The organism is Dyadobacter sp. HNCC25DJ187 (assembly GCF_056895255.1).
The window spans coordinates 2311761-2336982 of record NZ_JBXHAT010000001.1 but is presented as its reverse complement, the minus strand read 5'-3'; the positions used below and the strand labels follow the sequence as shown (position 1 = coordinate 2336982).

The window sequence follows — 25222 nt, the reverse complement described above, 5'->3', positions numbered from 1 at the left end:
CCTCCTATAACCTCTGTGGCTCTCTGTGTAATCTATCTTACGCCACCACTTCAATCTTCATTTTCAAGTTAAACTCATCCATTTCAATCTCACTGGCTTCGCCATTCAGATCTCCTACCAGATCAAGATCCAATGCCTGAACCTCCTGACAGATGTAGTCTTTATTGGCAGTGACTGCGCTCGCCAATAACTCGTCATTGTTCTGAAGCGTGATTTTGATTTTATCAGTTACTTCAAATCCGCTGTCTTTACGCAGATTCTGCACACGATTTACAAAGTCGCGGGCAATACCTTCCAGTCTCAACGTTTCTGTAACGGTAATATCCAGTGCAACGGTCAAGCCGTTTTCACTTGCTACAAGCCATCCCGGAACGTCTTCTGTGTAAATCTCCACTTCTTCCGGAAGGATAGCTGCGACCGGCTGCAGATCTGTAATCAGATACTGTCCGTCTTTTTCAAGTTGTGCAATTTCTGTATTTCCCCAGAGTTTAATTTTCTCAGCTACAGCCTGCATATTTTTCCCGAATTTCTTACCCAGAACCTTGAAGTTTGGCTTCGCTTTTTTATGGAAGAAACCTTCGCTGTCGTTGATGGCATTCACATCTTTTACGTTCACTTCCGATAAGATAATAGCAGCAACCTGACTGATCTGACGGCTTGTTTTCTCTGTCAGCGCCGGGATTAGTATCTTAGAAAGAGGCTGACGAACTTTCAGTTTATGTTTCTTACGGATCGAGTGAACCAGTGAACTGATCGACTGCGCCATTTCCATAGATTCTTCCAGATCCAGGTCAATGGTATTGTATTCTACCAAAGGCCAGTGTGTCAGATGAACCGAGTCAAATCGTAGCAACGAGTTTGCCTGTTTGGCCTCTTCTCTGATTCCATCGGTAAGACTTTTATATAACCACTCTCCAAAGAATGGAGCAATAGGTGACATTAGTTGAGATACCGTAACCAGACAGTGCTGCAATGTTTCGTATGCTGCCTTTTTATCATCTGTTAAGCCGGTGCCCTGGTCACTTGAAGGGTTCCAAAAGCGGCGACGGTTCAGACGGATATACCAGTTAGACAACTGATCGGTAACAAAGTCCTGAATCAGACGACCCGCTTTGGTTGGGTTGTAATCATCCAGTTGCTCGCCTACTTCTTTAATCAGAGTATTTAGTTTGGACAAAATCCAGCGATCTAATTCAGGTCTTTCTGAAACCGGTACAGATGCTGCTTCGTGGAAGTTATATCCGTCCAGATTTGCATAAAGTGCGAAGAAATTATAAGTATTTACCAGTGTTCCGAAGAACTTGCGCTGTACCTCCTGGATACCGTCGATGTTGAACTTCAGGTTGTCCCAGGGCTCAGCATTGGTGATCATGTACCAGCGAGTTGCATCAGGACCATACTTGCCAAGTGTCTCAAACGGATCCACTGCATTGCCAAGTCGTTTCGACATTTTGTTCCCGTTTTTGTCAAGAACCAACCCTGTAGAAACTACATTTTTAAATGCTACGGAATCGAAAAGCATACCCGCAATCGCATGTAGCGTAAAGAACCAGCCGCGCGTCTGATCCACTCCTTCTGAGATAAAATCGGCAGGGTAACTTTCGTTGAATATTTCCTGATTTTCAAACGGATAGTGCCACTGTGCATAAGGCATAGCTCCCGAATCAAACCAAACATCGATCAGATCGGGCTCCCGATGCATCACATGTCCGGATGGTGAAATCAAGACAATGGTATCTACATAAGGGCGGTGCAAATCGAAATCACCGTGCTGTAATTTCAACAGGTATTCCGAATTATGTGCTGCCTGTTCTCTGGTCAAATGGCCTGAAATAATTGCTTCTTCAAGCAGGTCTTTCAGTTCCTCGATAGAGCCGATACATCTTTCTTCACCATATTCACTACGCCATATCGGCAGGGGAGTTCCCCAATAGCGAGAGCGTGAGAGATTCCAGTCTACCAGGTTTTCCAGCCAGTTGCCAAAACGACCTGTACCTGTACTTTCAGGTTTCCAGGTGATTGTCTTATTCAATTCTACCAATTTATCCTTAACGGCAGTCGTTTTGATAAACCAGCTGTCAAGCGGATAATACAATACCGGTTTGTCTGTTCTCCAGCAGTGTGGATAAGGGTGCTCGTATTTTTCAACTTTGAAAGCCTTTCCTTCCTCTTTTAGTTTGATCGCGATAAGTACGTCAGTAGCACGGAACTCAGGATCGCTCTGTTCTGCCTGAGAGTAATATTCAGGTTTTACATAACGTCCGGCATAATCCGTAATCTCCTTTACAAATTTTCCCTGACGATCCACGATAGGCACATCCTTTCCGTTTTCGTCTTTTACCATAATGGCAGGTATACCATTGGCCTGGGCTACACGGAAGTCATCCGCACCAAATGTAGGAGAGGTATGTACCACACCTGTACCATCTTCAGTTGTTACAAAATCTCCAACTATTACACGGAAAGCAGGCAGATCCGGCTGTATATAAGGCATGAGTTGTTCATACTCAACCCCTTCAATAGCCTTTCCTTTAAATTCTGCAACAACGGACCATGGAAGATGTTTTTTGTCGCTTTCCGCGAAGCCATCAAAATCGCCATCCTGGTATTTTTCGGAGAAGTATTTACCTACCAGATCCTTAGCCAGTACAACATGAACCGGTGTATAAGTATAAGGATTAAAGGTTTTAACCAATACATAGTTAATGTTTGCCCCAACAGTTAATGCCGAGTTGGCAGGCAGAGTCCAGGGGGTAGTCGTCCAGGCAAGAATCCGGATGTCCAGTCCTGCAGTATTGGCAAACACAGGATATGATTCCTGATTTTTGACCTTGAACATCGCTACAATCGTCGTGTCCTTTACATCCTTATAGGTGCCGGGCATGTTAAGCTCGTGGCTCGACAAACCGGTTCCCGCTGCAGGTGAGTAAGGCTGAATCGTGTAACCTTTATAGAGTAATCCTTTGTCGTAAAGCTTTTTCAGTAAGCTCCAGAGACTTTCGATATAGTCGCTTTTATAGGTGATATACGGATCATCAAGATCAACCCAGTAGCCCATCTTTTCAGTCAGGTCGTTCCACTGGTCGGTAAACTTCATGACGGTCTGGCGGCATTTCTCATTGTAATCCTCAATAGAAATGGTTTTACCGATATCGTCTTTGGTGATGCCTAATTCTTTCTCAACCTGCAATTCTACAGGCAGGCCGTGTGTATCCCAGCCACCTTTGCGTTTCACTTGAAAGCCCTGTAAGGTTTTGTAACGGCAGAAAATATCTTTGATAGATCTGGCCATAACGTGGTGAATACCAGGTGTTCCGTTGGCAGATGGCGGTCCTTCAAAGAAAGTAAAGGATGGAGATCCTTCACGCGTCTCTACCGATGCTTCAAAGATTTTATTGTCTTTCCAGAATTTCAGTACATCGTCTGCAATCTGCGGGTAGCTCAGGTTCTTAAACTCGTTGTATTTCATATAGCAGTGAGCTTTCAGCGGTTCGCTTTCAGCTTATTGATTATAACAGAATTTGTTCTTCTAGTTTTCGGAGTGCAAAATTACGGATTTTTTCGGTGAAAGGATAAGCAGCTTTTATAGTAATAACAGGGTAAGAGTGAATACTATTCTAAAAGAAATCGGATGAGGTAAGTTCAACATCCCAAACTACAGGTATTTTGTTGTTTAGAATTAGTATAGTTAGATTTGCGTCCTCATCACGATCTATAATGTAATCGACCAGCCATGACTTTTAAGAAGTTAATAGGAAAGCTCCATTTATACCTTGGACTTATTTCCGGAATCGTTGTATTCATGGTATCCATCACTGGCTGTATCCTGGCTTTTGAGCAGGAAATAAAAAGCTTTACAGAGCCGTACAGATATACGGAGGTGCCGCATAATGGCAAGGTGTTGCCTCCCTCAGTATTGAAAACCAGTGCGGAGAAAGTGATGTCCGGCAAAAAAGCCAATGGGGTTTTGTATGGAGTAGCTGGTAGAAATGCAGAGGTCGGATTCTATAATATTAATCCCGAATACTACTATGTGGTTTATGTTAATCCCTACACTGCGGAAGTAAAGAAAGTGTGGAACGAAGATGAGGATTTCTTTCATTGGATACTCCACGGACATTTCTATCTATGGTTACCTGCAGAGGTTGGCCAGACGGTAGTGGCTTCATCCACATTAATTTTTGTGGTGATGCTGATTTCTGGCTTGGTGCTATGGTGGCCCAAAAATAAAGCTGCGGCAAAACAACGGTTCTCGGTAAAATGGGATGCCGCATGGAGACGAAAAAATTACGACATGCATAACGTCTTTGGATTTTATGTCATGGCAATCGGTCTGATTCTCGCACTAACAGGTTTGGTTTGGGGATTTCAATGGTTTTCGCAGTCGGTGTATACAGCGACAGGGGGAGAGGGTTCCGATGTCTATTACAATCCTACTTCAGATACGACCAGCACCCGCCTGGTATCGCAGCCCATCGAATCTGTTGACCGGGCCTGGGTGACGCTTGTAAAGCAGTATCCTCACAATGAGGGGATTAATATTTCAATACCACATCTAAAGTCCGAGTCCATTTTTTCTTATGTGAATTTCCGGTCAGGAACTTACTACAACGTAGACTATACCTATTTCGATCAGCATACCCTGAAACCAATTAAAGCAAACGGTCCTTATTCAGGGAAATACAGTGAGGCAGATTTTGCAGGAAAACTGAGACGTATGAATTATGATATTCACGTCGGTGCTATTTTAGGATTGCCGGGGAAAATTCTGGCATTTCTGGCAAGTCTTGTTTGCGCAAGTTTGCCGGTTACAGGTTTTATGATCTGGTGGGGAAGAAATAAAAAGAAGAAGCCTGCGAAGAAAAAGCTAAAGACACTCAAACCAGAATTGGCAGTGAAAAGATAAAAATGAAGCCGGAGGCAAGTTGATTGCTTCCGGCTTCATTACTTATGAATGTGCTATTTTTTCTGATATACCCTTACGTAATCAATCTCGTATTTGGCAGGAAATTCGGTGTTAGACGGATCTCCGCCATTGTCCCCGCCAATCGCCATTCCCAAAAGCATATAATGAGGCTGGCGGAAGGGGTTCTTCTTAGGCTCTTTGTCGTTGTAAGTTTTTTCAAGATCCACATCACTCAGCAAAATATCATCTACATATAGCTTGATGCTTTTCTCATCCCAATCCATGCGCCATATATGAAATTTTTCTGACCATTTTGGATCGTTAAATTCTGATATTGGCTTTTTGGTGGTGTGCCAGTTTCCTTTCCATTTTTGCATGGATCCGTGTACTGTATTGGCCAACAAATCGCCACGGTAATATTCCATAATATCAATTTCCCCATTCTCAGGCCATTCGCCGTCGTTACCCAAGGTCCAGAATGCCGGCCACATTCCGGGACGCGTATCAATTTTTGCTTTCATTTCAAACCGACCATATTGCCAGCTTTGCTTTCCTTGTGTAATAATGCTTGCTGAAGTATACTCAGAAAGCTCCCTATTCTCTTTCCAGTTTTCGCTACCCGATTTGTACTTTGGATTTTTAATAGCCTCACGCTTTGCTTCTATGATCAGTTTTCCATCCTTGCAATATGCATTTTCAGCCTGATACCATTGCTGTTCATGGTTTCTGACAAATCCATGCTCTGCTTTCCAGTTTTTCGGGTCAGGTTTTCCATCCTTATTGAATTCATCGGACCAGACTAGTTTCCACTGCGCCTGAGAAGGCGCTAGGGAGATCATAAAAAAAGCGCTGAGTAATAATTGTTTTTTGAAATACTTCATTTTAAGATTTAAAGAACAGAAGTGAGAAACTCAGGCAAAGAAAAACAATAACGCGGAAAGTAATCTACAAAATACACCGATTTAGCCGTTTGAAGCAATATTGGCCAAATCCTTGAATAGTCATTTTATTTAATATACTTTTAACTGACATCAGTTAGCCGTAAGTTTCAGATGACTTACATTTACCCGAATTTGAAGTTTTGAAGAATGGCCAAGGTATTTGATATCGCGAAAAAAGCAGGATTGGATGGATTTATGTTATTGCTGCTCAGCATGATCGGGCTGGCCTATATCTGGCCTGAGCCTGGCATGAGCGAAAGTCCTGTTCCGCTCATTACCATATCCACTTATGCTGTATCGGTGATTTTCTTTTTTTATGGTTTGAGACTAAGTCCCGATAAGCTTAAAGCTGGCCTGGCCAATTGGAAACTGCATACCATGGTGCACTTGTCCACCTTTGTACTTTTCCCTCTTTTAGCCTTAGCATGCCGCCCGTTCTTTCATGGTGAAGATCATCAGATGATGTGGCTTGCTATTTTCTTTCTGACCACACTTCCATCCACCGTTTCTTCTTCTGTTGTGATGGTTTCCATTGCTGGTGGGAATATACCTGCTGCCATCTTCAATGCAAGCATTTCCAGCTTGATGGGTGTTTTTATCACTCCTCTTTGGATGGGTGTTGTACTGGATACGGGATCTGGTCAATATGATATTATGTCAGTAGTAGGTAAATTGTCTTTACAAGTTCTCCTACCCGTTGCACTGGGGATTTTACTTAACAGAAAGTGGGGAGCATGGGCTGAAAAAAATAAAACCTACATCAGGTATTTTGATCAGTCATCTATATTACTAATTGTATATACCTCATTCTGTGAGTCATTTGGAGACCATTTGTTCAGTGAGTTCGAAATGAAAGATATTTTATTTTTGGGAATAGGGATGCTCGCCATGTTCTTTGCGGTTTACTTTTTGTTAACCTTTTTCTGCAGAATGCTGAGATTCAGCAAAGAAGACGAAGTGACAGCTGTATTCTGCGGGTCCAAAAAATCATTAATACAGGGTGTTGTTATGTCGAAAGTATTGTTCTCCGGAGCACAAGCTGGCATTATGTTATTGCCGATCATGTTGTATCACGCCTTGCAACTCATTTGTGCCAGTATCATTGCACAACGAATCGCCAGACAGCAAAGAGAGAGCCAGTTAGTTAAATAGAAAAATAGTTATGAGGATAGTGTCGTGGTTGGTACGTTTAGCGATAATTATAGTATTAGTCATCGGAGTTCGTACTATATGGAATTCAGTGATGCATGGTGGTGGGTTGAAAAGCTTATTTTCTTCGCAAGATCAAACAGAGACTGTTCATACCATTGTACTACAGGAGATTACTGCTATGGGAAAACTTGAATTGGTCAAATACAATTTCAAAGACGTAGTGGAGCAGGAAATCGTGAAGATGTGGTTGCCTAATGCAAAAGCAGTTTTGATTGTGCAGGGGGAAGCAATAGGTTGTGTGGATCTGACCAAAATTAATATTGCTGACATATCCTCTGAGCAGGAGACATTGGTTGTTCATATGCCCGAACCGGAGTTGTGCGTGTTTAAAATTGATCACGAAAAATCAAAGATATACAATACAGAATATGCCTTTATGGAAGAGGCAAAGCTGGTTCAGGATGCTTACAAGCAAGCTGAAAAACAGATTCAGAAATCCGCCCTTCATATGGGAATACTGAAACAGACAGAAGAAAATGCAGCTAAAATCCTGACTCCTATTTTGGAAAAAGCGTCGGGGAAAAAGGTGATTCTGAAATTTCCGATGAATGCAAGTGTAGAGAAGTTGAGATGATACAATTGAACAAGTCCCGGTAAATAACCTATTATGCTTACACTGGAAAGATTCAGACAATTACTGCAGGATGATCAGCTGGAAACAGTAATCGTTGCCTTTACCGATCATTACGGCCGGCTCCTTGGAAAAAGAGTGGACGCTGAATTTTTTCTCGATAGCGTTTATGAGTCGGGTACACATGGATGTAATTATTTGCTGACGACAGATATAGCAATGGAGCCAGTGCCAGGTTACGATTATGCAAACTGGGAACTGGGTTACGGTGATTTTCACATGGTTCCAGATCTGTCGACGCTACGCCTTGCATCCTGGCTTGATAAAACGGCGGTCATACTGTGCGATCTGCACAATGAAAAAACGCATCAGCAGGAAAATATCGCACCTCGATCTGTACTTAAAAAGCAGATCGATGCACTTGCCTCGCATGAACTGAACTGTCAGGCCGCTTCTGAGCTGGAATATTACCTCTTGGAAAATAGCTATCGTCAGGCATTTGAACAACACTATCAAAATTTGAAACCAGCCGGGTATTATCTTGAAGACTATCATATTCTGCAAGGAACCCGTACGGAAAACTATACCTCAGTTGTTCGCCGACATTTGAAAAAATCAGGTATTCCTGTTGAAACTTCAAAAGGAGAATGGGGATTGGGACAGCACGAAGTGAATATTCGGTATTCGGAAGTGTTGGCCATGGCAGATCACCATGTTGTATACAAACAGTGTCTCAAGGAGATCGCTGATTCGATGGGACTTTCCGTGACGTTTATGGCCAAGTTTGCTACAGATCAGGCGGGTTCAAGCAGTCATTTGCACCTGAGTTTGTGGAAAGATGGCAAAAACGCCTTTGTGGGAGACGAGGAAATCGGGCCTGTCAAAGGTTCGTCCATTTTTAAATGGTTTCTCGGAGGTTGGATTAAGCACGTTCCGGATGTGATGCCATTTTATGCACCAACTATTAATTCCTATAAACGTTATGTAGATGGTTCCTGGGCTCCGACCCGGCTGGCCTGGAGTTATGACAACCGCACAGCGGGATTCAGAGTTGTAGGAAAAGGCGATGGGCTTCGCATAGAATGTAGGATTCCGGGGGCCGATTGCAATCCTTATCTGGCGTTTGCGGCATCGATGGCATCCGGACTGGATGGTATTAAAAATAAAATCGAACCACCAGAATGTTTCATTGGAGATATTTATGCGGCTGCTCATTTGCCGCGAGTGCCTTATTCCCTGGCTGAAGCAACAACCCTATTTGAGAACAGTGCTTTTGCAAAAGAAGCATTCGGAGAAGATGTGGTAAAGCATTACAGCCATTTTTTCAAGACGGAGCAAAAGGCTTATGATAAATCGGTGACCGATTGGGAGAGGAAGAGATATTTTGAACAGATATAGTTTTTTAGGTTACACAGAGGAATAAAAGAGAGCCGCAGAGTTTGTATTATTATTAAAGATTCATTGCGTAGAAATAGCGTCTTTGATTGAACAAGGCTTTAAGGACAAAAATAAAACTCCTTGTACCTCATGTAATCTCCGTAGCTCTCTGTGTAATAAAAATATATACACCCATACATATTAACACCCAACAAAAATGCGCCTAGAAGACAAAGTTGCACTTATTACCGGCGGTAGCGGAGGGATTGGCCGGGAAACCGCACTGCTTTTTGCAAAAGAAGGAGCGAAAATTGTAGTTACTGATATAAATGATGAAGCCGGACAAGCTACTGCCGACGAGATTAATACAGCAGGCGGTGAAGCGTTCTTTATTCATTCAGATGTTTCCAAGGCAGTTGACTGTGAGGCTGCTGTTGCCTTTTCTGAAGAGAAATTTGGTAAGCTAAATATCATATTCAACAATGCTGGTATCATGCACAGTGATGACGACAATGCGGTTACAACAGAAGAGTCTATCTGGGATCTCACCATGAATATCAATGCCAAAGGTGTATTTTTGGGATGTAAATATGGTATTCCTGCGTTGAAGCGTGCTGGTGGCGGTTCTATTATCAATACAGCATCCTTTGTTGCTATTCTTGGAGCTGCCACACCGCAGATTGCCTATACGGCAAGTAAAGGTGCTGTCCTGGCGCTTACAAGAGAATTGGCAGTTATTCACGCACGTGAAAATATTAGGGTTAACGCGCTATGTCCCGGACCTTTACGTACTGAATTGCTGATGAAATTTCTGGACACTGAAGAAAAAAAGCAGCGTCGCCTGGTTCATATTCCGATGGGCAGATTTGGTGAGGCGAAGGAAATGGCTTATGCTGCGTTATTTCTGGCCTCAGATGAATCTTCATTTGTTACAGGAACTGATTTCCTGGTTGATGGCGGTATAACATCTGCATACGTAACACCGGTATGAGAGCATGGGGCAGGGGGGCATAGGGTATAAGGAAGGATCTTCTTAACACTTAACCCTTTGCCCCAAGCCCTTTGCCCTAATCCCCAAGTCCATAGTTCCTATGCCTATTCAAAAAACTATAAGTCCTATTGATGGTTCGGTTTATGTTGAACGTGAACTAGCCACAGAATCGCAGATTTCCTTTACATTGGCGAAGGCTGCGGCTGCTCAATCCGAATGGAGAAAAACTGCCTTAGATGAGCGGAAGGCCATTTGCGAGAGATTCATCACTTATTTTCTGGACCATGCTGATGAGATCGGATTAGAACTGACACATCAGATGGGGCGGCCAATCCGATATACAGCTAATGAGATTCGAAAGGGTTTTCAGGAAAGAGCAAGGTATATGATAGCTGTGGCCGAACAAGCATTGGCCGACGTACAAGTTGCTGAACTTGAAGGCTTCATACGTTTTATACGACGCGATCCACTGGGTGTCGTCTTTGTAATAGCTCCTTGGAATTATCCGTATCTTACTTCGGTCAATACAGTTATTCCGGCTATTCTTGCTGGTAATGCGGTTGTTCTTAAACATGCTCAGCAGACACCTTTATGTGCAGAACGTTACGCTGCGGCATTTGAATATGCAGGTTTACCCGAAGGTGTTTTTCAATATCTGCATATGAGTCATGATCAGGTTGCTGAAGTGATTGCTGATGAACGTATTGACTATGTAGCTTTTACTGGTTCTGTAGAAGGAGGGCAGGCGGTTCAGAATGCAGTGAATAAAAGATTTATTGTTGCAGGTTTAGAGCTGGGCGGTAAAGATCCTGCGTACGTGAGGGCAGATGCTGATATTGCGGATGCAGTTGAGAATCTGGTGGATGGTGCTTTCTTTAATTCAGGGCAGTCATGTTGCGGAGTGGAACGAATCTATGTTCACGAAGATATCTATGATAAGTTTGTTCATGGCTTTGTAGCTCTTATCAAAACCTACACACTTGGTGATCCGCTCAATCCCGAAGTAACATTGGGACCTATGGTGAAAGCTTCGGCTGCAACATTTGCTCAGAAGCAGATTGATGAGGCAGTTGTACAAGGTGCGAAGGCGCTTATTGACCCCGATTTGTTTCCTGCCAATACGCCGGGGTCACCATATCTCGCCCCTCAGGTATTGATAGAGGTTAATCACTCCATGCGTGTGATGACCGAAGAGACTTTTGGTCCGGTAGTAGGAATTATGTCTGTTAAAAGTGATGAAGAAGCAGTTCGTTTGATGAATGATAGTGCTTACGGACTCACTGCATCCATATGGACGAAGGATACGGAAAAGGCGTTGGAAATTGGTGAACAGGTGCAAACCGGAACATGGTTTATGAACAGATGTGACTATCTGGATCCTGCTCTTGCCTGGACCGGCGTTAAGAATTCGGGCAGAGGTTGCACCTTGTCGATAGTTGGATATGAAGCTTTGACGCGGCCAAAATCCTTTCATTTGAAGATAGTTGACAGCTGATAGCTGTTGGCAAATCTCTTGCTGTAAGTTTTGAACTAAATGATGAGGAGTTTTGATTAATAGGTCAAAGTCAGCTTCTTGAAGATTAACCTTAAAACTATACCTGCATGGAAATTAAACAAATAAAGATTTATTCACTTGCTGAAATGAAAGATAAATATATCGGTAAAATCGGAGGGAATGAACGTGATAAATTTGAAAAAGTTCTCCGTGCAGATGTTGAAAGGAGGAAGGGTAAATCAAAGACGAAGTAGTAGTCAGTAATGTCAGTTTTTAAAAAATCAATACCAACCGCTCAAAGCTAACTCATGAAAGTCGGTCTTCTGGAATGTGATCATGTACGGGAGGAGTTGGTGCATATTGCCGGTGATTACCGTCAGATGTTTCCAGCGTTATTTTTGCAGGTTGCTCCTGACTGGGATTTTAATTTCTACGATGTATGTAACGGGCATTTTCCGGAGTCTGCTGGGGAGTGTGATGTATACATCTGTACAGGTTCCAAAAGTTCGGTTTATGACAACGAGCCATGGATTGAGAAACTGAAAGATTTTGTACAAAATATATTTCATTCACGAAGTGTATATATCGGTGTGTGCTTTGGGCATCAGTTGCTCGGAGAAGCCTTGGGAGGAAAAGTGCAGAGGTCTGACGGGGGGTGGTGTGTAGGTATGCATACATTGAAACTGTTGCAGGAAGAACCGTGGATGCAACCTGCTCAGTCGGAGCTTAATCTGCTGATGATGTGTCAGGATCAGGTGCTGCAACTTCCTGCGGATAGCACACTTTTGGCTTATTCCAGCCATTGTCCCAACGCTATGTTCTCTGTTGGAAAGAGCATGTTAGGAGTTCAGGCACATCCTGAATTCCCCCGTGCCTACAATAAAGCACTAATGGAACTGCGTGCGGAAAGGATAGGCCACGAAAAAGTACAACAGGGAATTATCAGTCTTGATCTGGTTTCTGATGAGCTGATTTTCGCCCAATGGGTTCGGAAATTTGTATCAGATGCTTTGAAATAGTTAAGAGATGATTGTTACTTTTACAAGTACATTTATTACATACCAGTAGTTGACATGACCGAAATCAGTACAGAGTCCAGGCGCCAGATACTTAGTTCTCATCAGACAAACCAGAAGATTCGTCGTATTGCCTTTGAGATTTATGAACAAAATTTCGAAGAAAAGAGCATTATCATTGCAGGTATTGCAGGACAGGGATATGCGTTTGCACAGCGACTTACTGCTGAATTGAGCACTATTTCGCCATTGGACGTGCAACTTATAGAATTACGTTTTGACAAAAATATTCATCATCAAAGCCCTATTCACTTTGATAAGGAAACGGATGTAGAAGGCAAAGTCGTGGTAGTGGCAGATGATGTACTTAACACCGGAAGAACGCTGGCTTTTGCATTGGAGCCTTTTCTGAAGGTAAGAATGAAAAAAGTGCAGGTAGCGGTGGTAGTGGACAGGAGTCATCACCTTTTTCCGGTTCATGCGGATTATGTAGGTTATGCATTGAGTACAACCATTAGTGAGCATGTTCAGGTGATATTGACTGACTCCGAGAAAGAAGGCGTATATCTGAAGTAAATATCTGGAATAATAAATATAAAGACCCTGATCGCTGCCGGCAATCAGGGTTTTTCTGTTAGTTATAAACCCGTCTGAGTTTGATGTTCTCAACTGGCCTGATAATCAAAGGTACTTTTTCAATCTTCACCGAGCTGCTGTCGAGCCCGAACCATTTGTCTTCCGCGGTAGTAAAGTCCTTTACAAAGAAGTATGTTTTCATGACCATCTGCTCGAAGAATGGAAGGTCGTTCTCAAAAGACAGGAAGCGCTCCAATACAACGAATCGGAAATCACCGGTAATATTCTGCCGGTTTAGGGATTCGTAACGACTGGTAATATCAACCTCTTTATTGAGTACCATATCTTCAACCACTTTCCTGAAAAACAGGTTAATACGTTGTTCGACCCGGAAGCCTAAACGAAAGTTGATCTTGATCACGTTGTCATCATCATCGTCATCTGCCATTACTTTGTATTCCATTGTATAGGGATCATCGGTAGTATCTACATGAAGAAACCAGTAAATGTCCGCTCGCTTTGGTCGTTTCTGAAATATGGAATAAATGACCTTGGTTTCGATCTCGGTCGCGCGGGAAGCATTGGTCATAAAAACCAGGTGCGTAGCATATTTCGGAATACTGATGTCCCGGCTCAGCTCGTGTAAGGCTGGCAGAAATTTGTCGATTTTGGTATATTCCGTAAGTCGTAGTTTGATATAAAAAGCGCGGAGCCATACCGTCATCAGTCCTGCGACTATAGCACCCACAAGAATCGTAAACCAGCCGCCATGTGTAAATTTGAGCAGGTTTGCTCCAAGGAAACTCATCTCTATACATAAATAGAACAGCATAAATGCTATCACAATATATAGATTCACCCTTTTCAAATACAGGTAATAAGAGAAGAGGATCGTCGTCATGATCATCGTTAAAGTGATAGCCAGACCATATGCCGCCTCCATATTTGACGATTTCTCAAAATACAACACTACGCCCGTGCAGCCCAACCACAGTAGCCAGTTAATACTTGGCACGTAAAGCTGTCCTTTCTGATCACTAGGATAATTAAGGCGAACCTTAGGCCAGAAATTAAGCCGGATTGCCTCTGATATCAATGTGAAAGAACCCGTAATTACAGCCTGACTGGCAATAACCGCTGCCATTGTTGCAATCACTACACCTGGAAGCAACCACCATTCCGGCATAATTTCATAAAAAGGCTTACGCCCTTCTAGCGTGTTGCCGAGCTCTGAGAGCAGCCATGCACCTTGTCCGAAATAGTTAAGCAAAAGGCATATTTTAACAAATACCCAGCTTATACGTATATTTTCCCTTCCGCAGTGCCCCAAATCGGAATACAATGCCTCCGCTCCGGTAGTACATAGGAATACTGCTCCAAGCATCCAGAAACCACCAGGATGTTCCGTAAGCAGGCGTATGCCGTACATCGGATTAAATGCTCTGAGAATCTCAGGATGTTTGATCACCTGGAAGAACCCTAATACACCGAGCATCATAAACCAGGTCACCATGATAGGCCCGAATGCACGTCCGACAACCTTTGTTCCGAAAGCCTGTATGACAAAAATGACCGTGAGGATAGAAATAACAATCGGGATGGTCTGGATATCCGGGTAAATGAGCTGCAAGCCTTCCACTGCCGACGATACGGAGATGGGAGGAGTGATAATACCATCTGCAAGCAGCGTACTCCCACCTATGACGGCAGGTACAGTAAGCCATTTGGCATGTTTCCTGACCAACGCATACAAAGCGAAAATCCCACCCTCGCCGCGGTTGTCTGCACGAAGGATCAGAATTACGTATTTAATGGTAGTCAGAAGAGAGAGCGTCCAGAAAACACAGGAGATAGAACCATAGATCAACTCTTCTGTAATGACTTCATTTAATAAAATCGCCTGCATGGCATACAACGGCGATGTACCTATATCACCATAAATAATCCCGAATGCGACAAGCACGCCAGCGGCGGAAATTTTATCAATATTATGCTTCGATTCCATCTACATTTTTTAAAAAAACGGCGAAAGGTAGGAAACGGCAAGCAAACTATTATCAGCCCAGCAAAAAATTAATATTCAAGGCTTGATTAATACTTAAAAAAAGGTTTTGTAAAGAAGGAAAATGTTTAATCCGATGATCACAAGTGTTATAATCCAGCTGATTACGGTAAGTGAGCGAGAGTTGGCAAACTTACCCATAATCTTCTTGTTAGATGTGAAAAAAACAAGAGGAACCACCGCAAAACTCAGTTGCAGAGAAAGGATTACCTGGCTAAGCACCAGCAGTTCTGCAGTTCCTTTTTCTCCGTAAAGTGATGCAACGATCAACGCAGGCACAATAGCGATTCCACGCGTAATCAAACGACGTACCCACGGTTTTAACCGGATGTTGAGAAATCCTTCCATCACGATCTGTCCTGCCAGGGTTCCTGTGAGCGTAGAACTCTGCCCGGATGCCAGAAGCGCCAATGCGAAAAATATACCTGCAAAACCTACGCCGAGTATGGGATCAAGTAAATGGTAAGCATCTGTAATGTCTGCAACTGTAAAATGCCCGTTTTTATGAAAAGCACTTGCAGCCAGAATCAATATAGAACCATTGATGAAAAAAGCGAGTCCGAGTGAAACTGTCGAGTCAATCGTTGCAAATTTAATCGCAGATTTTTTGCCGGCTTCGTCTTTGTTGAAAGCTCTGGTCTGAACGATACTGGAATGGAGATAAAGATTATGGGGCATCACCGTGGCTCCCAAAATACCAATGGCAATGTAAAGCATACCGGGATTGGTAATAATTTCCGCTTTCGGGATAAGTCCGTCGAGCATACCGGCAACAGATGGCTGGGAAACAATCATTTCATACGCGAAACAAAGAAGTATAATTCCCATCAATCCGGCCACGATGCTTTCAATAATCCGGAAACCTTTTTGCTGGAAATATAAGACTAACAATACATCCAGCGCTGTGAACAAAACACCTACGGGTAGTGGCAATCCGAAAAGGAGGTTCAAGGCAATCGCTGAACCGATTACTTCTGCTAAATCCGTAGCAGCGATGGCTATCTCTGATAAAATCCACAACACAAAAGACACCGGGCGGGAGTAGTAATCGCGGCATGCCTGCGCAAGATCCCGACCCACTGCGATACCCAGCTTGAGCGACAAATGCTGCAGCAGCATGGCAAACAAATTGGAAATCAGGATCACTGACAATAATGTATATCCGAATCTTGATCCTCCTTCAATATCTGTAGCCCAGTTTCCGGGATCGATATAACCCACTGCGACCAGTAAACCTGGGCCGGTGAAGGCCATCATTTTCTTCCAGAAGCCAGCTCCTTCAGGAACTGATATTGATGAGTGCACTTCCGACAGCGAGGCCAGCAGTTCTGGTTGTTGTATATTTTTTTTTGGAGATTCTTCCACTTTGTACTTTTCCGATATTCGTTCACTATACCCGGTAAGGGCTATTGAAAACAAATATAAGATATGCTTTAAATATATTTTTAGATTAATCTAAATTTTTTTAAGATGATTTGAAAATTGTACTTTTGCCAATTAGGTTATACAATAGGGAAGTACGTGAGAGATTTCTTTCGTACCGATGGTTTTATCAACAGATTACCTTTCAGTTGAGGCTTGGTTGCCAGAAGCTGATATCTGATAAATATGCAGAATTCTTTCACTGAGGAAAATTATTTAAAAATCATCCATGCTCTTTCAGGCAGAGACGGGCTTGAAGTGACCACCAACGCGCTGGCCGAGAGTACTTCCACACGTGCGGCCTCCGTCACTGATATGTTGCGCAAACTAGCGGAAAAAGGTTTGATTCACTATAAAAAATATCAGGGTGTAACACTTACGGAAGCAGGTGAAAAGGTGGCGATCAGTGTGATCCGAAAACACAGACTCTGGGAAGTTTTTTTAGTTGAAAAACTGGGATTCGGATGGGATGAGGTTCATGATATAGCAGAGGAACTGGAACATGTGCCGTCCAATGAATTGGTAGAACGTCTCGATGCATTTTTGGGACATCCCCGCTTTGATCCGCACGGAGATCCTATACCGGACGCGAAGGGGAATCTGACCGATCCTGATTACCTGATACTTACCGACGTAGGGGTAGGAGAGAAAGTACTGATGATGGGTGTGCTGGACCACGCACCTTCTTTTCTTCAGCATTTGGACAGATCAGGCATTACATTGGGCAGCGTACTTGAAATAACAGAAATTAACGAATATGATAAGTCCGCTTCTGTACGGATCAACGGGAGTCAAACGTTGTTCATTAGTCTTGAGGTGTCTAAAAATTTATTAGTTCAGCGCCGATGAGACTTAACCAGCCATGAGACTAAAAATACTCGATCGTTATCTGATCAAAAATTTCCTGATAACCTACGTTTTCGTTGCCTTCGTCATCGTGCTTATCATCTGTATGATCGATTACACGGAGAAGGTGGACAACTTTCTGGAAAAGAAAGCACCTCTGAATGCGATTATTATAGATTATTACCTCAATCTGATTCCTTACTGGATCAACTACATCAGTCCGCTGATGGTGTTCATTGCTACTGTTTTCTTCACATCCCGAATTGCAGCAAGAACTGAAGTGATTGCTATGCTGAGCAGCGGGATCAGCTTCGGACGTATGTTGCTGCCGTATATGATCGGTGCTTCCGTTCTGGGCGCGGTGACCTTTCTTCAGGTGGGCTGGATTTTGCCGTTAGCTAATAAAGTGCGAAATACGTTTGAGAAGACCTATGTTAAAAACGAGTTCTATTTTAGCGGAAGAAACGTACATATTACCATTGCGCCGGATGTATACGCCTATCTGGAAAGCTACAATACGGCATCCAAGACAGGAAATAAATTCACGATGGAAACGGTCAAGGATAATAAACTGGTGCAAAAATTTTCTGCAGACAAAATTGTGTGGCAACCTAAAAAGGGCAAATGGACGCTGCAAAACTATCAGATCAGAACTTTGGATAGCCTTAGTGAGAAAATTAAAACCGGCGTGGAGATTGATACAACTATTAATCTGTTTCCGCGTGATTTTGAAAGTGATTATAACCTTTTTGAGACTTTCACACTGCCGGAACTCAATGCCTATATTGATCTGCTGAAAAGCCGTGGTGCCGACGGGCTGGAGGTGTATATGATTGAGAAATATACCAGATTTACGCAACCATTCGCCATCCTGATCCTGACAGCTATCGGCGTAATTGTATCGGCCCGAAAGAGCAGGAAAGGGGTAGGTTGGCAAATTGCGCTGGGTTTCATGCTGGCATTTATATACATACTGTTTTTCCTGTTATCAAAAGGCGTTGCAGAAGCAGGTACGATCAATACATTATTTGCGGTGTGGTTGCCCAATATTGTTTTCTCTTTTATAGGTTTAATTTTGTACAAAACCTTGCCGAGATAGTGCGTGAAGCCCTTAATCGGGTCCTAAAATTGAAATCAAATAATTACACTACTTTTGTCCGCTAACTAAAATTACGATTGAATGAAGCCAGCACGCCTACTCCTGGTAATACCATGTTATAATGAGGAAGCTATCTTGCATTTGACATACACTACATTAAAACGGTACTATGATGAAATTAAAAGCAAAGGATTAATTGCTGCTGACAGTAAACTATGTTTCGTGAACGATGGTAGCAGAGATAAAACCTGGGAAATTATTGAAGAACTGGGAGCTGTTGACAATCAGGTGATTGGCGTAAAGCTTTCTCGTAACTTCGGACATCAGAGTGCTATTATGGCCGGATTGGATAACCAGGTGGACGCTTTCGATTGCTTTATCACCATCGATGCAGATCTGCAGGATGATATTCAGGCTATCACCGGGATGATTGAAAAACATCGCGAAGGTGCTATGGTTGTTTATGGTGTTCGCGGAGACCGCAGTAGCGACAGCTGGTTTAAGCGCTCCACCGCAGAAGGATTTTACGTATTGATGCAAAAAATGGGTGTTCCTGTTGTTTTTAACCATGCTGATTTTCGCCTTATGGATCGCCGGGTGTTGCAGGAGCTGGGTAATTTCAGAGAAATTAATATGTTTCTGAGAGGTATTGTACCCCTTATTGGTTTCAGAAGCGACAAAGTTGTTTACAGCCGATTAGAACGGCAGGCAGGAGAAACTAAATACCCATTGAGTAAAATGCTCCTTTTTGCCTGGAATGGCATTACGTCTTTTTCTACATTTCCCATGCGGCTTGTGTTATACTTTGGAGTGTTCAACTTCATTATGGCTATGCTGATAGTGGTTTATATACTGTTCTCCTATATTGTTGGTTTTACTGTACCTGGCTGGACTTCCACCATGTTGCCACTTACCTTCTTCAGTGGCTCCAATATGATGGCACTCGGTCTGATCGGAGAATATATAGGAAAGATTTATGAAGAGGTCAAAGGTCGTCCTCGTTACATCATCGAAAAAATTGTAAATGAATAGGTTTTATAGAAAGTACCGGGTTTTTGGAAACTGGATCAACGTCCTGCTGATGATCAGTGTTTTGTTGCCGCTGCTTATTTTGTCGTATTATAATCATCCTTCTCCTGCGGACGATTACTGCTATATTGATACAGTATTTAAATTTGGATGGCTGGAGGCCATGAACTATTATTATTCCGGCTGGACAGGACGTTACTTCGGTATTTTTCTCAATCATTCCAATCCACTTCTTTTTCACTCCATAGCAGGTTTTAAAATACTACCTGTTGTATTGTTGTCAGGTGTGGTATTTGCTTTATATAACCTCTTCAGGCACCTCACACCTACCTTGTCGCGTCTTGCTCATCTTGGTTTTGCAGGAGTAGTGTTTTTTCTATATCTGTTGAAAATGGCAAGTATATCAGAGGCATTTTACTGGATGGCTGCTTTTGTGACGTATACAATCCCCAATATTTTTACGCTGTTATGGGTTGTGCTGGTGTTACGCTATTATCGTCAGGATAATCCTACGGCAAGAATCGTTGCTGCCTCGGGCTCCGCGTTTCTGATATTTGCTGTGATAGGAAGCAGCGAGACAAATCTGCTGATCATGGTATTGCTGGTAGGAGCATGGTGGGTTTACCGGCTTTTGTTCCATCGCAAAGTAGATGTGTTTATGGTAGCTATGCTGGCTGTTACAATGATATCCTGCTATTTATATTTCAGTTCCGCGGGAAACCAGGCCCGCATAGGTGGAAATCCCTTGGGAGGCGATGTGGTTTTCTCATTCGTGAGTTCTTTCAAAAAGTTAGGTTTGTTGAGTCTTGACTGGATCTTACGTACACCACTTCTTTTGTTTTCCCTTGCATGGCTAATAGTTCTGTCCCGTTTATCAACAGGAGCCCGCAATTACTTTTCAGTGCCAGTTTGGTATGCAGTGTTACTTTACGTTGGTATTTTGGCCGCTCAGCTTTTTCCATCGTATTACGGAGTTGGAATAGAGCCGACTCCACGCGTAATTAATTGTGTTTATTTCTTCTTCCTGATTGGCTGGTTCTATATCATTGGTGTGTTATTTCACTACTTGCAAAAAGGCAAGACCGGACGTTCGGATTTTTCATTTACCAGATACGGAATTCTGTATGTTCTGTTAGTAGTTTCATCTTTCCTCGCTTTTTATTCAAGCAGTAACGTGCGCTTGATTTATACCGATTTATTGAAAGGAAAAGCAGCCGCATTTGACAAAGAGATGGATAGCCGGTATGCGTTGCTGCGTACTTCCAAGGATGATATTGTGTACCTGCCTGCTATTGAATCAAAGCCATTATCTATTTTTTATGATGATGACATCAAGACAGAAAAGGACCATTGGTGGAACAAGTGTCTTGCAGGTTATTATGGAAAGAAAGCAGTTATTTTAAAGGAATATGGTCGTGAATAAGAGTTTATTACGGATAGGAATTCTGTTGCCCGTTCTGATCTGGATAGCTGTTGTCTATTATTATGCTGTGGACGTACCATGGTTTGATGACTTTGACCCGTTTCCCGACTTTCTGAGAAGCTGGATCGATTCCAAATCGGTTTCAGAAGCGTTAGGCTATCTGTTCCAGCCTAATAATGAACATCGTATGGTGATCGGCAAGCTTGTTACACTGCTTTATTATAAAGTAACAGGTAAGCTCAGTGTCAATTTCGTATTATTTTCAGGTGTCTGTTTTACACTGAGCACTTTCGTGTTATTCTGGTCCGCATTTAAAAGAAGCAACCTGAGTTTATACTATTTTTTACCTGTAGCTTTTCTTCTGTTCCAGGTGCAGTATCACTTGGTTTTTCTGTGGGCGATATGCAGTATGCAACATCAGGCTGTAGTGTTCTTCGTTACACTTTCGATGTTAATGCTATCCCGGAATAAATTCTGGTTTGCTATTGCGGCAGCTTTGCTGGCCAACTATAGCATGAGCAATGGCATTTTTGTGTGGGCGGCCGGAGCAGGAATTCTTATTTTACAGTCGTCGTACAAAAATCTTGCTATTTGGTTGGTAGCCGCTGTAGCTGCTGTCACATTTTATTTTATTGGCATGTCTCCGCAAGGTAACGAGTCAAGTGTTGAGTTCTTTCTGGCACACCCTCAATTATCTGTTTTTGGCTTTTTTGCTTTTTTGGGTGGACTGGTTGATTTCTTTCCTGAAAAGGATATTGTTACCAGATCTGTATTACCGGTTTTGTTAGGCCTGGCTGCCACAGTTTGGATAAGTGTATGGGGATTTGCCAACACACGCCCATGGCTGACCAGAACATTCGGTGTGGCTTTCAAGAAGAAATCAGTATTGAAAGTAGCTGATGAAAGCACTCCGGGCGAAAAGTCGTTACAGGAGTTCTTGATAGGTATACTTCTGTTTTTGCTTGCTAATGCTTTAATCATCGGGTTTTTAAGACCGCGATTCGGATTTTTTGTCATGATTGTCAGCAATTACAAAATGTATCCTGCCCTGTTTTTAATTATTACTTATTTATCTGTACTCCTGTCTGTAAAAGTCGCGACTGGTAAAAGGATATTCCGCTTTGGTCTGATCATTAGTATAGGCATATGGGCTATTTCGATGGTCACCTATATCCCGGTTATAGCAGAACGAAGTAAGTACCTCATGGTTAATTCTTACAATCAGGAACATAATGGTTTTGGCTTAGGCCATATTGCATTTTCTAAAACCGCAGTTTATGTGGATAATCTGATGAAAAGAATGACATCGGATGATATCTATCACTTTCCGCAGGAGGCGGATTGGCTGGTAAATGAAATCAATAGTCAGCATGGAGAAAAACTGACTGCAAACGATGTCCGGTATCGGGTAGAGAATAATTCCATTTTTGTGGAGGATGAGACTTCTGAGTATACTCTGAAACGAAAAGGGGGGCAGTATGCTTATCTGAAACAAAATGGAAAGTTGTTGCTTTTTAAATTAGCACAGAACCGATACGACGGACGCAACTTATTCCGGCAGTTTGATAAGGGTTCTGTGGTTGAAATCCCATTTTCTACCCTGAGGCAGGGAGAGTATGAGTTAGGTATTGTGCGGAGTTTCGATCATGTTCCGGCCAGCCGGGTTTTGGGAAAGGTAAAGATCCCTTAAATAATCAGTTCTCCGATAATTGTCGTAAAGGTGTATTTTTGCCTCATTAAATAATCACACAAAGTAAGAATTTTGAAAAGTCCTCAAATATCTATTGTTGCACCGCTATATAATGAGTCAGAAACCTTTCCATTACTTGTAGAGCGTATCAGTGCATTGATGGATTCCAGTGATCTGTCAATCGAGGTAGTTCTAGTAGATGATGGAAGCAAAGACGATACCGCTATAAAGATTCGTCAGCTTGCATTGGTTGATCCGCGTTATCACGGCGTATTGCTGTCGCGTAACCATGGCCATCAGCTGGCATTAACAGCTGGCCTCAGCAAAGCAAGAGGAACAGAGGCAATATTTGTAATCGACGGAGATCTGCAGGATCCACCCGAATTATTACCTGAATTTTATAAATTGTATAAGGAAGGAAATGATGTGGTGTATGCGGTGAGGAAAAAAAGAAAAGAGGGCTGGATCAAAAAGACAGGTTACTATCTGTTTTACAGATTACTACGCTCCATTTCTTATGTGGAAATTCCATTGGATAGCGGTGATTTTGCACTTGTCAGCCGTCGTGTGGTGGATGTTCTGAATAAAATGCCGGAAGAAAGCCGATACCTGCGAGGGATGCGCTCCTGGATTGGATTTAAGCAGGTAGGATTTGAGTATGAACGTGATGCGCGCGCGGCCGGAGAGTCGAAATATTCCTTTGCGCAACTATTTAAGCTGGCCTATAACGGCATATTCAATTTTAGCGAATTTCCGATCAAATTTATGTCACGAACAGGAATGGTATCCATATTGATCGCATTGGTCTATTTCCTCATCGTTGTGGTTAAAAAAATGTTTTTCGCACATGTAATAGAAGGATTTACCTCCCTCTTGTTCGTGATTATCTTATTTAGTGGAGTTCAGCTTCTTGCCTTGGGTATTATAGGTGAGTATGTGCTGAGGATCTTTTTTCAATCCAAAGGTCGTCCTTTGTTTATCGTTAAAGAGGAGATTGTAAACTGCGAGTACATTAGCTGATGCTGTTTAATTCTATTCAATTTATACTGTTTTTTATTGTCGTCACGCTGGCTTATTTCAGTCTGTCGTGGCGGGGGCGTTGGATGTTATTGCTGGCAACCAGCTGCTATTTTTACATGGTATTCAAGCCGGTATTCATTCTGATTCTTTTCGGAACGATTGTCATTGATTACTATGCCGGTATCTGGATCGCGCAAACGCAGGATAAGAAGCAGAAAACACTTTTGCTGATCCTTAGTCTGATATCCAATATTGGCATTCTCGCCTTCTTTAAATATTATGATTTTGGAAGAAATTCGGTGAATGATCTTCTGAATATGGTGGATATCAGATCCATTATTCCGCCCTTGGAGCGACTACTTCCCGCTTCTATCGCTCAGTGGATGGTGAATGGAGGTGGAGAGGTGATCCTGCCGATAGGCCTTTCTTTTCACACATTTCAGGCCATGAGTTACACCATTGAAGTGTACCGCGGTAATCAGATTCCCGAACGTCATTTTGGGATATACGCATTGTATGTGATGTTTTATCCGCAATTGGTTGCCGGGCCTATTGAGCGGCCACAAAACATGCTGCATCAGTTTCATTCCTATTTTAAGTATGATTTCGAGCTGGTCAAATCGGGATTAATGCAGATGGCTTTCGGTCTGTTTAAAAAGATTGTCATCGCGGATCGCCTGGCCGAAGTGGTGAACTTCGTGTATGATAATCCGTCTGAGCAGAATGGAATTTCGTTGCTGGTAGCTACAGTATTTTTTGCGTTTCAGATTTACTGCGATTTCAGCGGTTATTCCGATATGGCCATTGGTGCGGCACGTGTGATGGGTTTTACATTAATGGATAATTTCCGTTCTCCCTATGAGGCCGCTTCCGTGTCGGAGTTCTGGGGGCGCTGGCATATATCTCTTTCTACCTGGTTCAAAGACTACCTCTATATACCATTAGGTGGAAACCGTAAAGGAGAATTCGCCAAATACCGGAACCAATTTATCGTTTTCCTCGTCAGCGGGCTGTGGCATGGAGCAAGCTGGAATTATGTGATATGGGGAGCGCTGCATGGTACATATCAGGTAAGTGCATCCATTCGTGATAAATGGATGAAAAGAGCGGGTATAGAAATTCCGAAAAATCGTTTTACACGAATTATTGGGACCGTTATCACTTTTGTGCTGGTTACCGTTGCCTGGGTATTTTTCAGGAATCACCTTTCACCGGTGAGCAGATCATTCACAATTCTGTATAAAATCATGACCTTATCATGGAGCGATCAGCTCCATACTCCTTTCAACAATATTGAGATGTGGTTTTGTGTATTTTTGGTGGTCTTCTTGCTTGTCAAAGAGCATTTCATGGAAAAGATTCCCACCCGCAACACCTTGATGTTTTATCTGCTTTTCGGAGTAATTGTTTTCTTTACTTATTTCCTAGGAGTAGTTACTGAAAATCAGTTTATCTATTTTCAATTTTAAATATTTTACACAAACATTTTACTCTGATATGTGTTATCAGACAAAGGGTATTGTTGTGTGAATTCTGACATCCTGCT

The 25222-nt window shown here is 42.6% G+C and carries 20 protein-coding genes; 16 read left to right on the top strand and 4 right to left on the bottom strand.

What is annotated here, in order from left to right; genetic code table 11:
- Window positions 1-37 precede the first annotated feature (37 nt).
- Window positions 38-3469, bottom strand: coding sequence for an isoleucine--tRNA ligase (ileS, locus tag AC1XUE_RS09725; protein WP_483355735.1), 3432 nt, complete (start codon window positions 3467-3469; stop codon window positions 38-40).
- A 264-nt stretch (window positions 3470-3733) separates the two neighbouring features.
- Here ileS and AC1XUE_RS09720 point away from each other — a divergent pair, with 264 nt between their 5' ends.
- Window positions 3734-4906 carry a PepSY-associated TM helix domain-containing protein gene (locus AC1XUE_RS09720; protein WP_483355734.1) on the top strand — a complete coding sequence of 391 codons (1173 nt, stop codon included), beginning with the start codon at window positions 3734-3736 and terminating at the stop codon, window positions 4904-4906.
- A gap of 53 nt (window positions 4907-4959) precedes the next feature.
- Here AC1XUE_RS09720 and AC1XUE_RS09715 read toward each other — a convergent pair whose 3' ends face one another.
- Window positions 4960-5787 (bottom strand): glycoside hydrolase family 16 protein, encoded by an 828-nt coding sequence (locus tag AC1XUE_RS09715; RefSeq protein WP_483355733.1) that lies wholly within the window; start codon window positions 5785-5787, stop codon window positions 4960-4962.
- Window positions 5788-5994: 207 nt separating this feature from the next.
- Between AC1XUE_RS09715 and AC1XUE_RS09710 the strand changes: the two genes are divergently transcribed.
- The 8 genes from AC1XUE_RS09710 (at window position 5995) to AC1XUE_RS09675 (ending at window position 13085) form a co-directional block, all read left to right on the top strand.
- Window positions 5995-6999, top strand: a complete 1005-nt coding sequence (locus AC1XUE_RS09710) for a bile acid:sodium symporter family protein (protein WP_483355732.1) — start codon at window positions 5995-5997, stop codon at window positions 6997-6999.
- Between the two features lie 10 nt (window positions 7000-7009).
- Window positions 7010-7633, top strand: coding sequence for a DUF4230 domain-containing protein (locus AC1XUE_RS09705; protein ID WP_483355731.1), 624 nt, complete (start codon window positions 7010-7012; stop codon window positions 7631-7633).
- Window positions 7634-7666: 33 nt separating this feature from the next.
- Window positions 7667-9028, top strand: coding sequence for a glutamine synthetase family protein (locus AC1XUE_RS09700; RefSeq protein ID WP_483355730.1), 1362 nt, complete (start codon window positions 7667-7669; stop codon window positions 9026-9028).
- 196 nt (window positions 9029-9224) lie between these two features.
- On the top strand, window positions 9225-9998 hold the full coding sequence (locus tag AC1XUE_RS09695; protein WP_483355729.1) for a glucose 1-dehydrogenase: 774 nt from the start codon (window positions 9225-9227) through the stop codon (window positions 9996-9998).
- 100 nt (window positions 9999-10098) lie between these two features.
- The gene (locus AC1XUE_RS09690; RefSeq protein ID WP_483355728.1) at window positions 10099-11493 is read left to right on the top strand and encodes an aldehyde dehydrogenase family protein; all 1395 of its coding nucleotides are present in this window, start codon (window positions 10099-10101) and stop codon (window positions 11491-11493) included.
- 107 nt (window positions 11494-11600) lie between these two features.
- Window positions 11601-11747: a hypothetical protein gene (locus AC1XUE_RS09685; protein ID WP_483355727.1), complete on the top strand. Its 147-nt coding sequence runs from the start codon at window positions 11601-11603 to the stop codon at window positions 11745-11747.
- Window positions 11748-11801: 54 nt separating this feature from the next.
- Window positions 11802-12512: a glutamine amidotransferase-related protein gene (locus AC1XUE_RS09680; protein WP_483355726.1), complete on the top strand. Its 711-nt coding sequence runs from the start codon at window positions 11802-11804 to the stop codon at window positions 12510-12512.
- Between the two features lie 54 nt (window positions 12513-12566).
- The gene (locus tag AC1XUE_RS09675) at window positions 12567-13085 is read left to right on the top strand and encodes a phosphoribosyltransferase family protein (RefSeq protein WP_483355725.1); all 519 of its coding nucleotides are present in this window, start codon (window positions 12567-12569) and stop codon (window positions 13083-13085) included.
- Between the two features lie 58 nt (window positions 13086-13143).
- On the opposite strand, the gene AC1XUE_RS09670 is transcribed toward AC1XUE_RS09675, so the two are convergent.
- Window positions 13144-15090, bottom strand: a complete 1947-nt coding sequence (locus AC1XUE_RS09670) for a KUP/HAK/KT family potassium transporter (RefSeq protein ID WP_483355724.1) — start codon at window positions 15088-15090, stop codon at window positions 13144-13146.
- Between the two features lie 93 nt (window positions 15091-15183).
- Window positions 15184-16512, bottom strand: a complete 1329-nt coding sequence (locus tag AC1XUE_RS09665; RefSeq protein WP_483356020.1) for an Nramp family divalent metal transporter — start codon at window positions 16510-16512, stop codon at window positions 15184-15186.
- 243 nt (window positions 16513-16755) lie between these two features.
- Between AC1XUE_RS09665 and AC1XUE_RS09660 the strand changes: the two genes are divergently transcribed.
- From AC1XUE_RS09660 to AC1XUE_RS09630, 7 genes are all read left to right on the top strand, one after another.
- A complete protein-coding gene (locus AC1XUE_RS09660; RefSeq protein ID WP_483355723.1) occupies window positions 16756-17418 on the top strand; it encodes a metal-dependent transcriptional regulator in 663 nt (220 codons plus the stop codon).
- A gap of 13 nt (window positions 17419-17431) precedes the next feature.
- Window positions 17432-18514 (top strand): LptF/LptG family permease, encoded by a 1083-nt coding sequence (locus AC1XUE_RS09655; protein ID WP_483355722.1) that lies wholly within the window; start codon window positions 17432-17434, stop codon window positions 18512-18514.
- A gap of 81 nt (window positions 18515-18595) precedes the next feature.
- The gene (locus AC1XUE_RS09650) at window positions 18596-19546 is read left to right on the top strand and encodes a glycosyltransferase family 2 protein (protein ID WP_483355721.1); all 951 of its coding nucleotides are present in this window, start codon (window positions 18596-18598) and stop codon (window positions 19544-19546) included.
- Window positions 19539-20966, top strand: a complete 1428-nt coding sequence (locus AC1XUE_RS09645; protein WP_483355720.1) for a DUF6056 family protein — start codon at window positions 19539-19541, stop codon at window positions 20964-20966. Before AC1XUE_RS09650 ends, AC1XUE_RS09645 begins: the two co-directional genes overlap by 8 nt.
- Window positions 20959-22656 carry a hypothetical protein gene (locus AC1XUE_RS09640; protein WP_483355719.1) on the top strand — a complete coding sequence of 566 codons (1698 nt, stop codon included), beginning with the start codon at window positions 20959-20961 and terminating at the stop codon, window positions 22654-22656. Before AC1XUE_RS09645 ends, AC1XUE_RS09640 begins: the two co-directional genes overlap by 8 nt.
- Window positions 22657-22728: 72 nt before the next feature.
- Window positions 22729-23676 (top strand): glycosyltransferase family 2 protein, encoded by a 948-nt coding sequence (locus AC1XUE_RS09635; protein ID WP_483355718.1) that lies wholly within the window; start codon window positions 22729-22731, stop codon window positions 23674-23676.
- A complete protein-coding gene (locus AC1XUE_RS09630; RefSeq protein WP_483355717.1) occupies window positions 23676-25145 on the top strand; it encodes an MBOAT family O-acyltransferase in 1470 nt (489 codons plus the stop codon). The genes AC1XUE_RS09635 and AC1XUE_RS09630 overlap by 1 nt, the downstream gene beginning before the upstream one ends.
- Window positions 25146-25222: the final 77 nt, after the last annotated feature.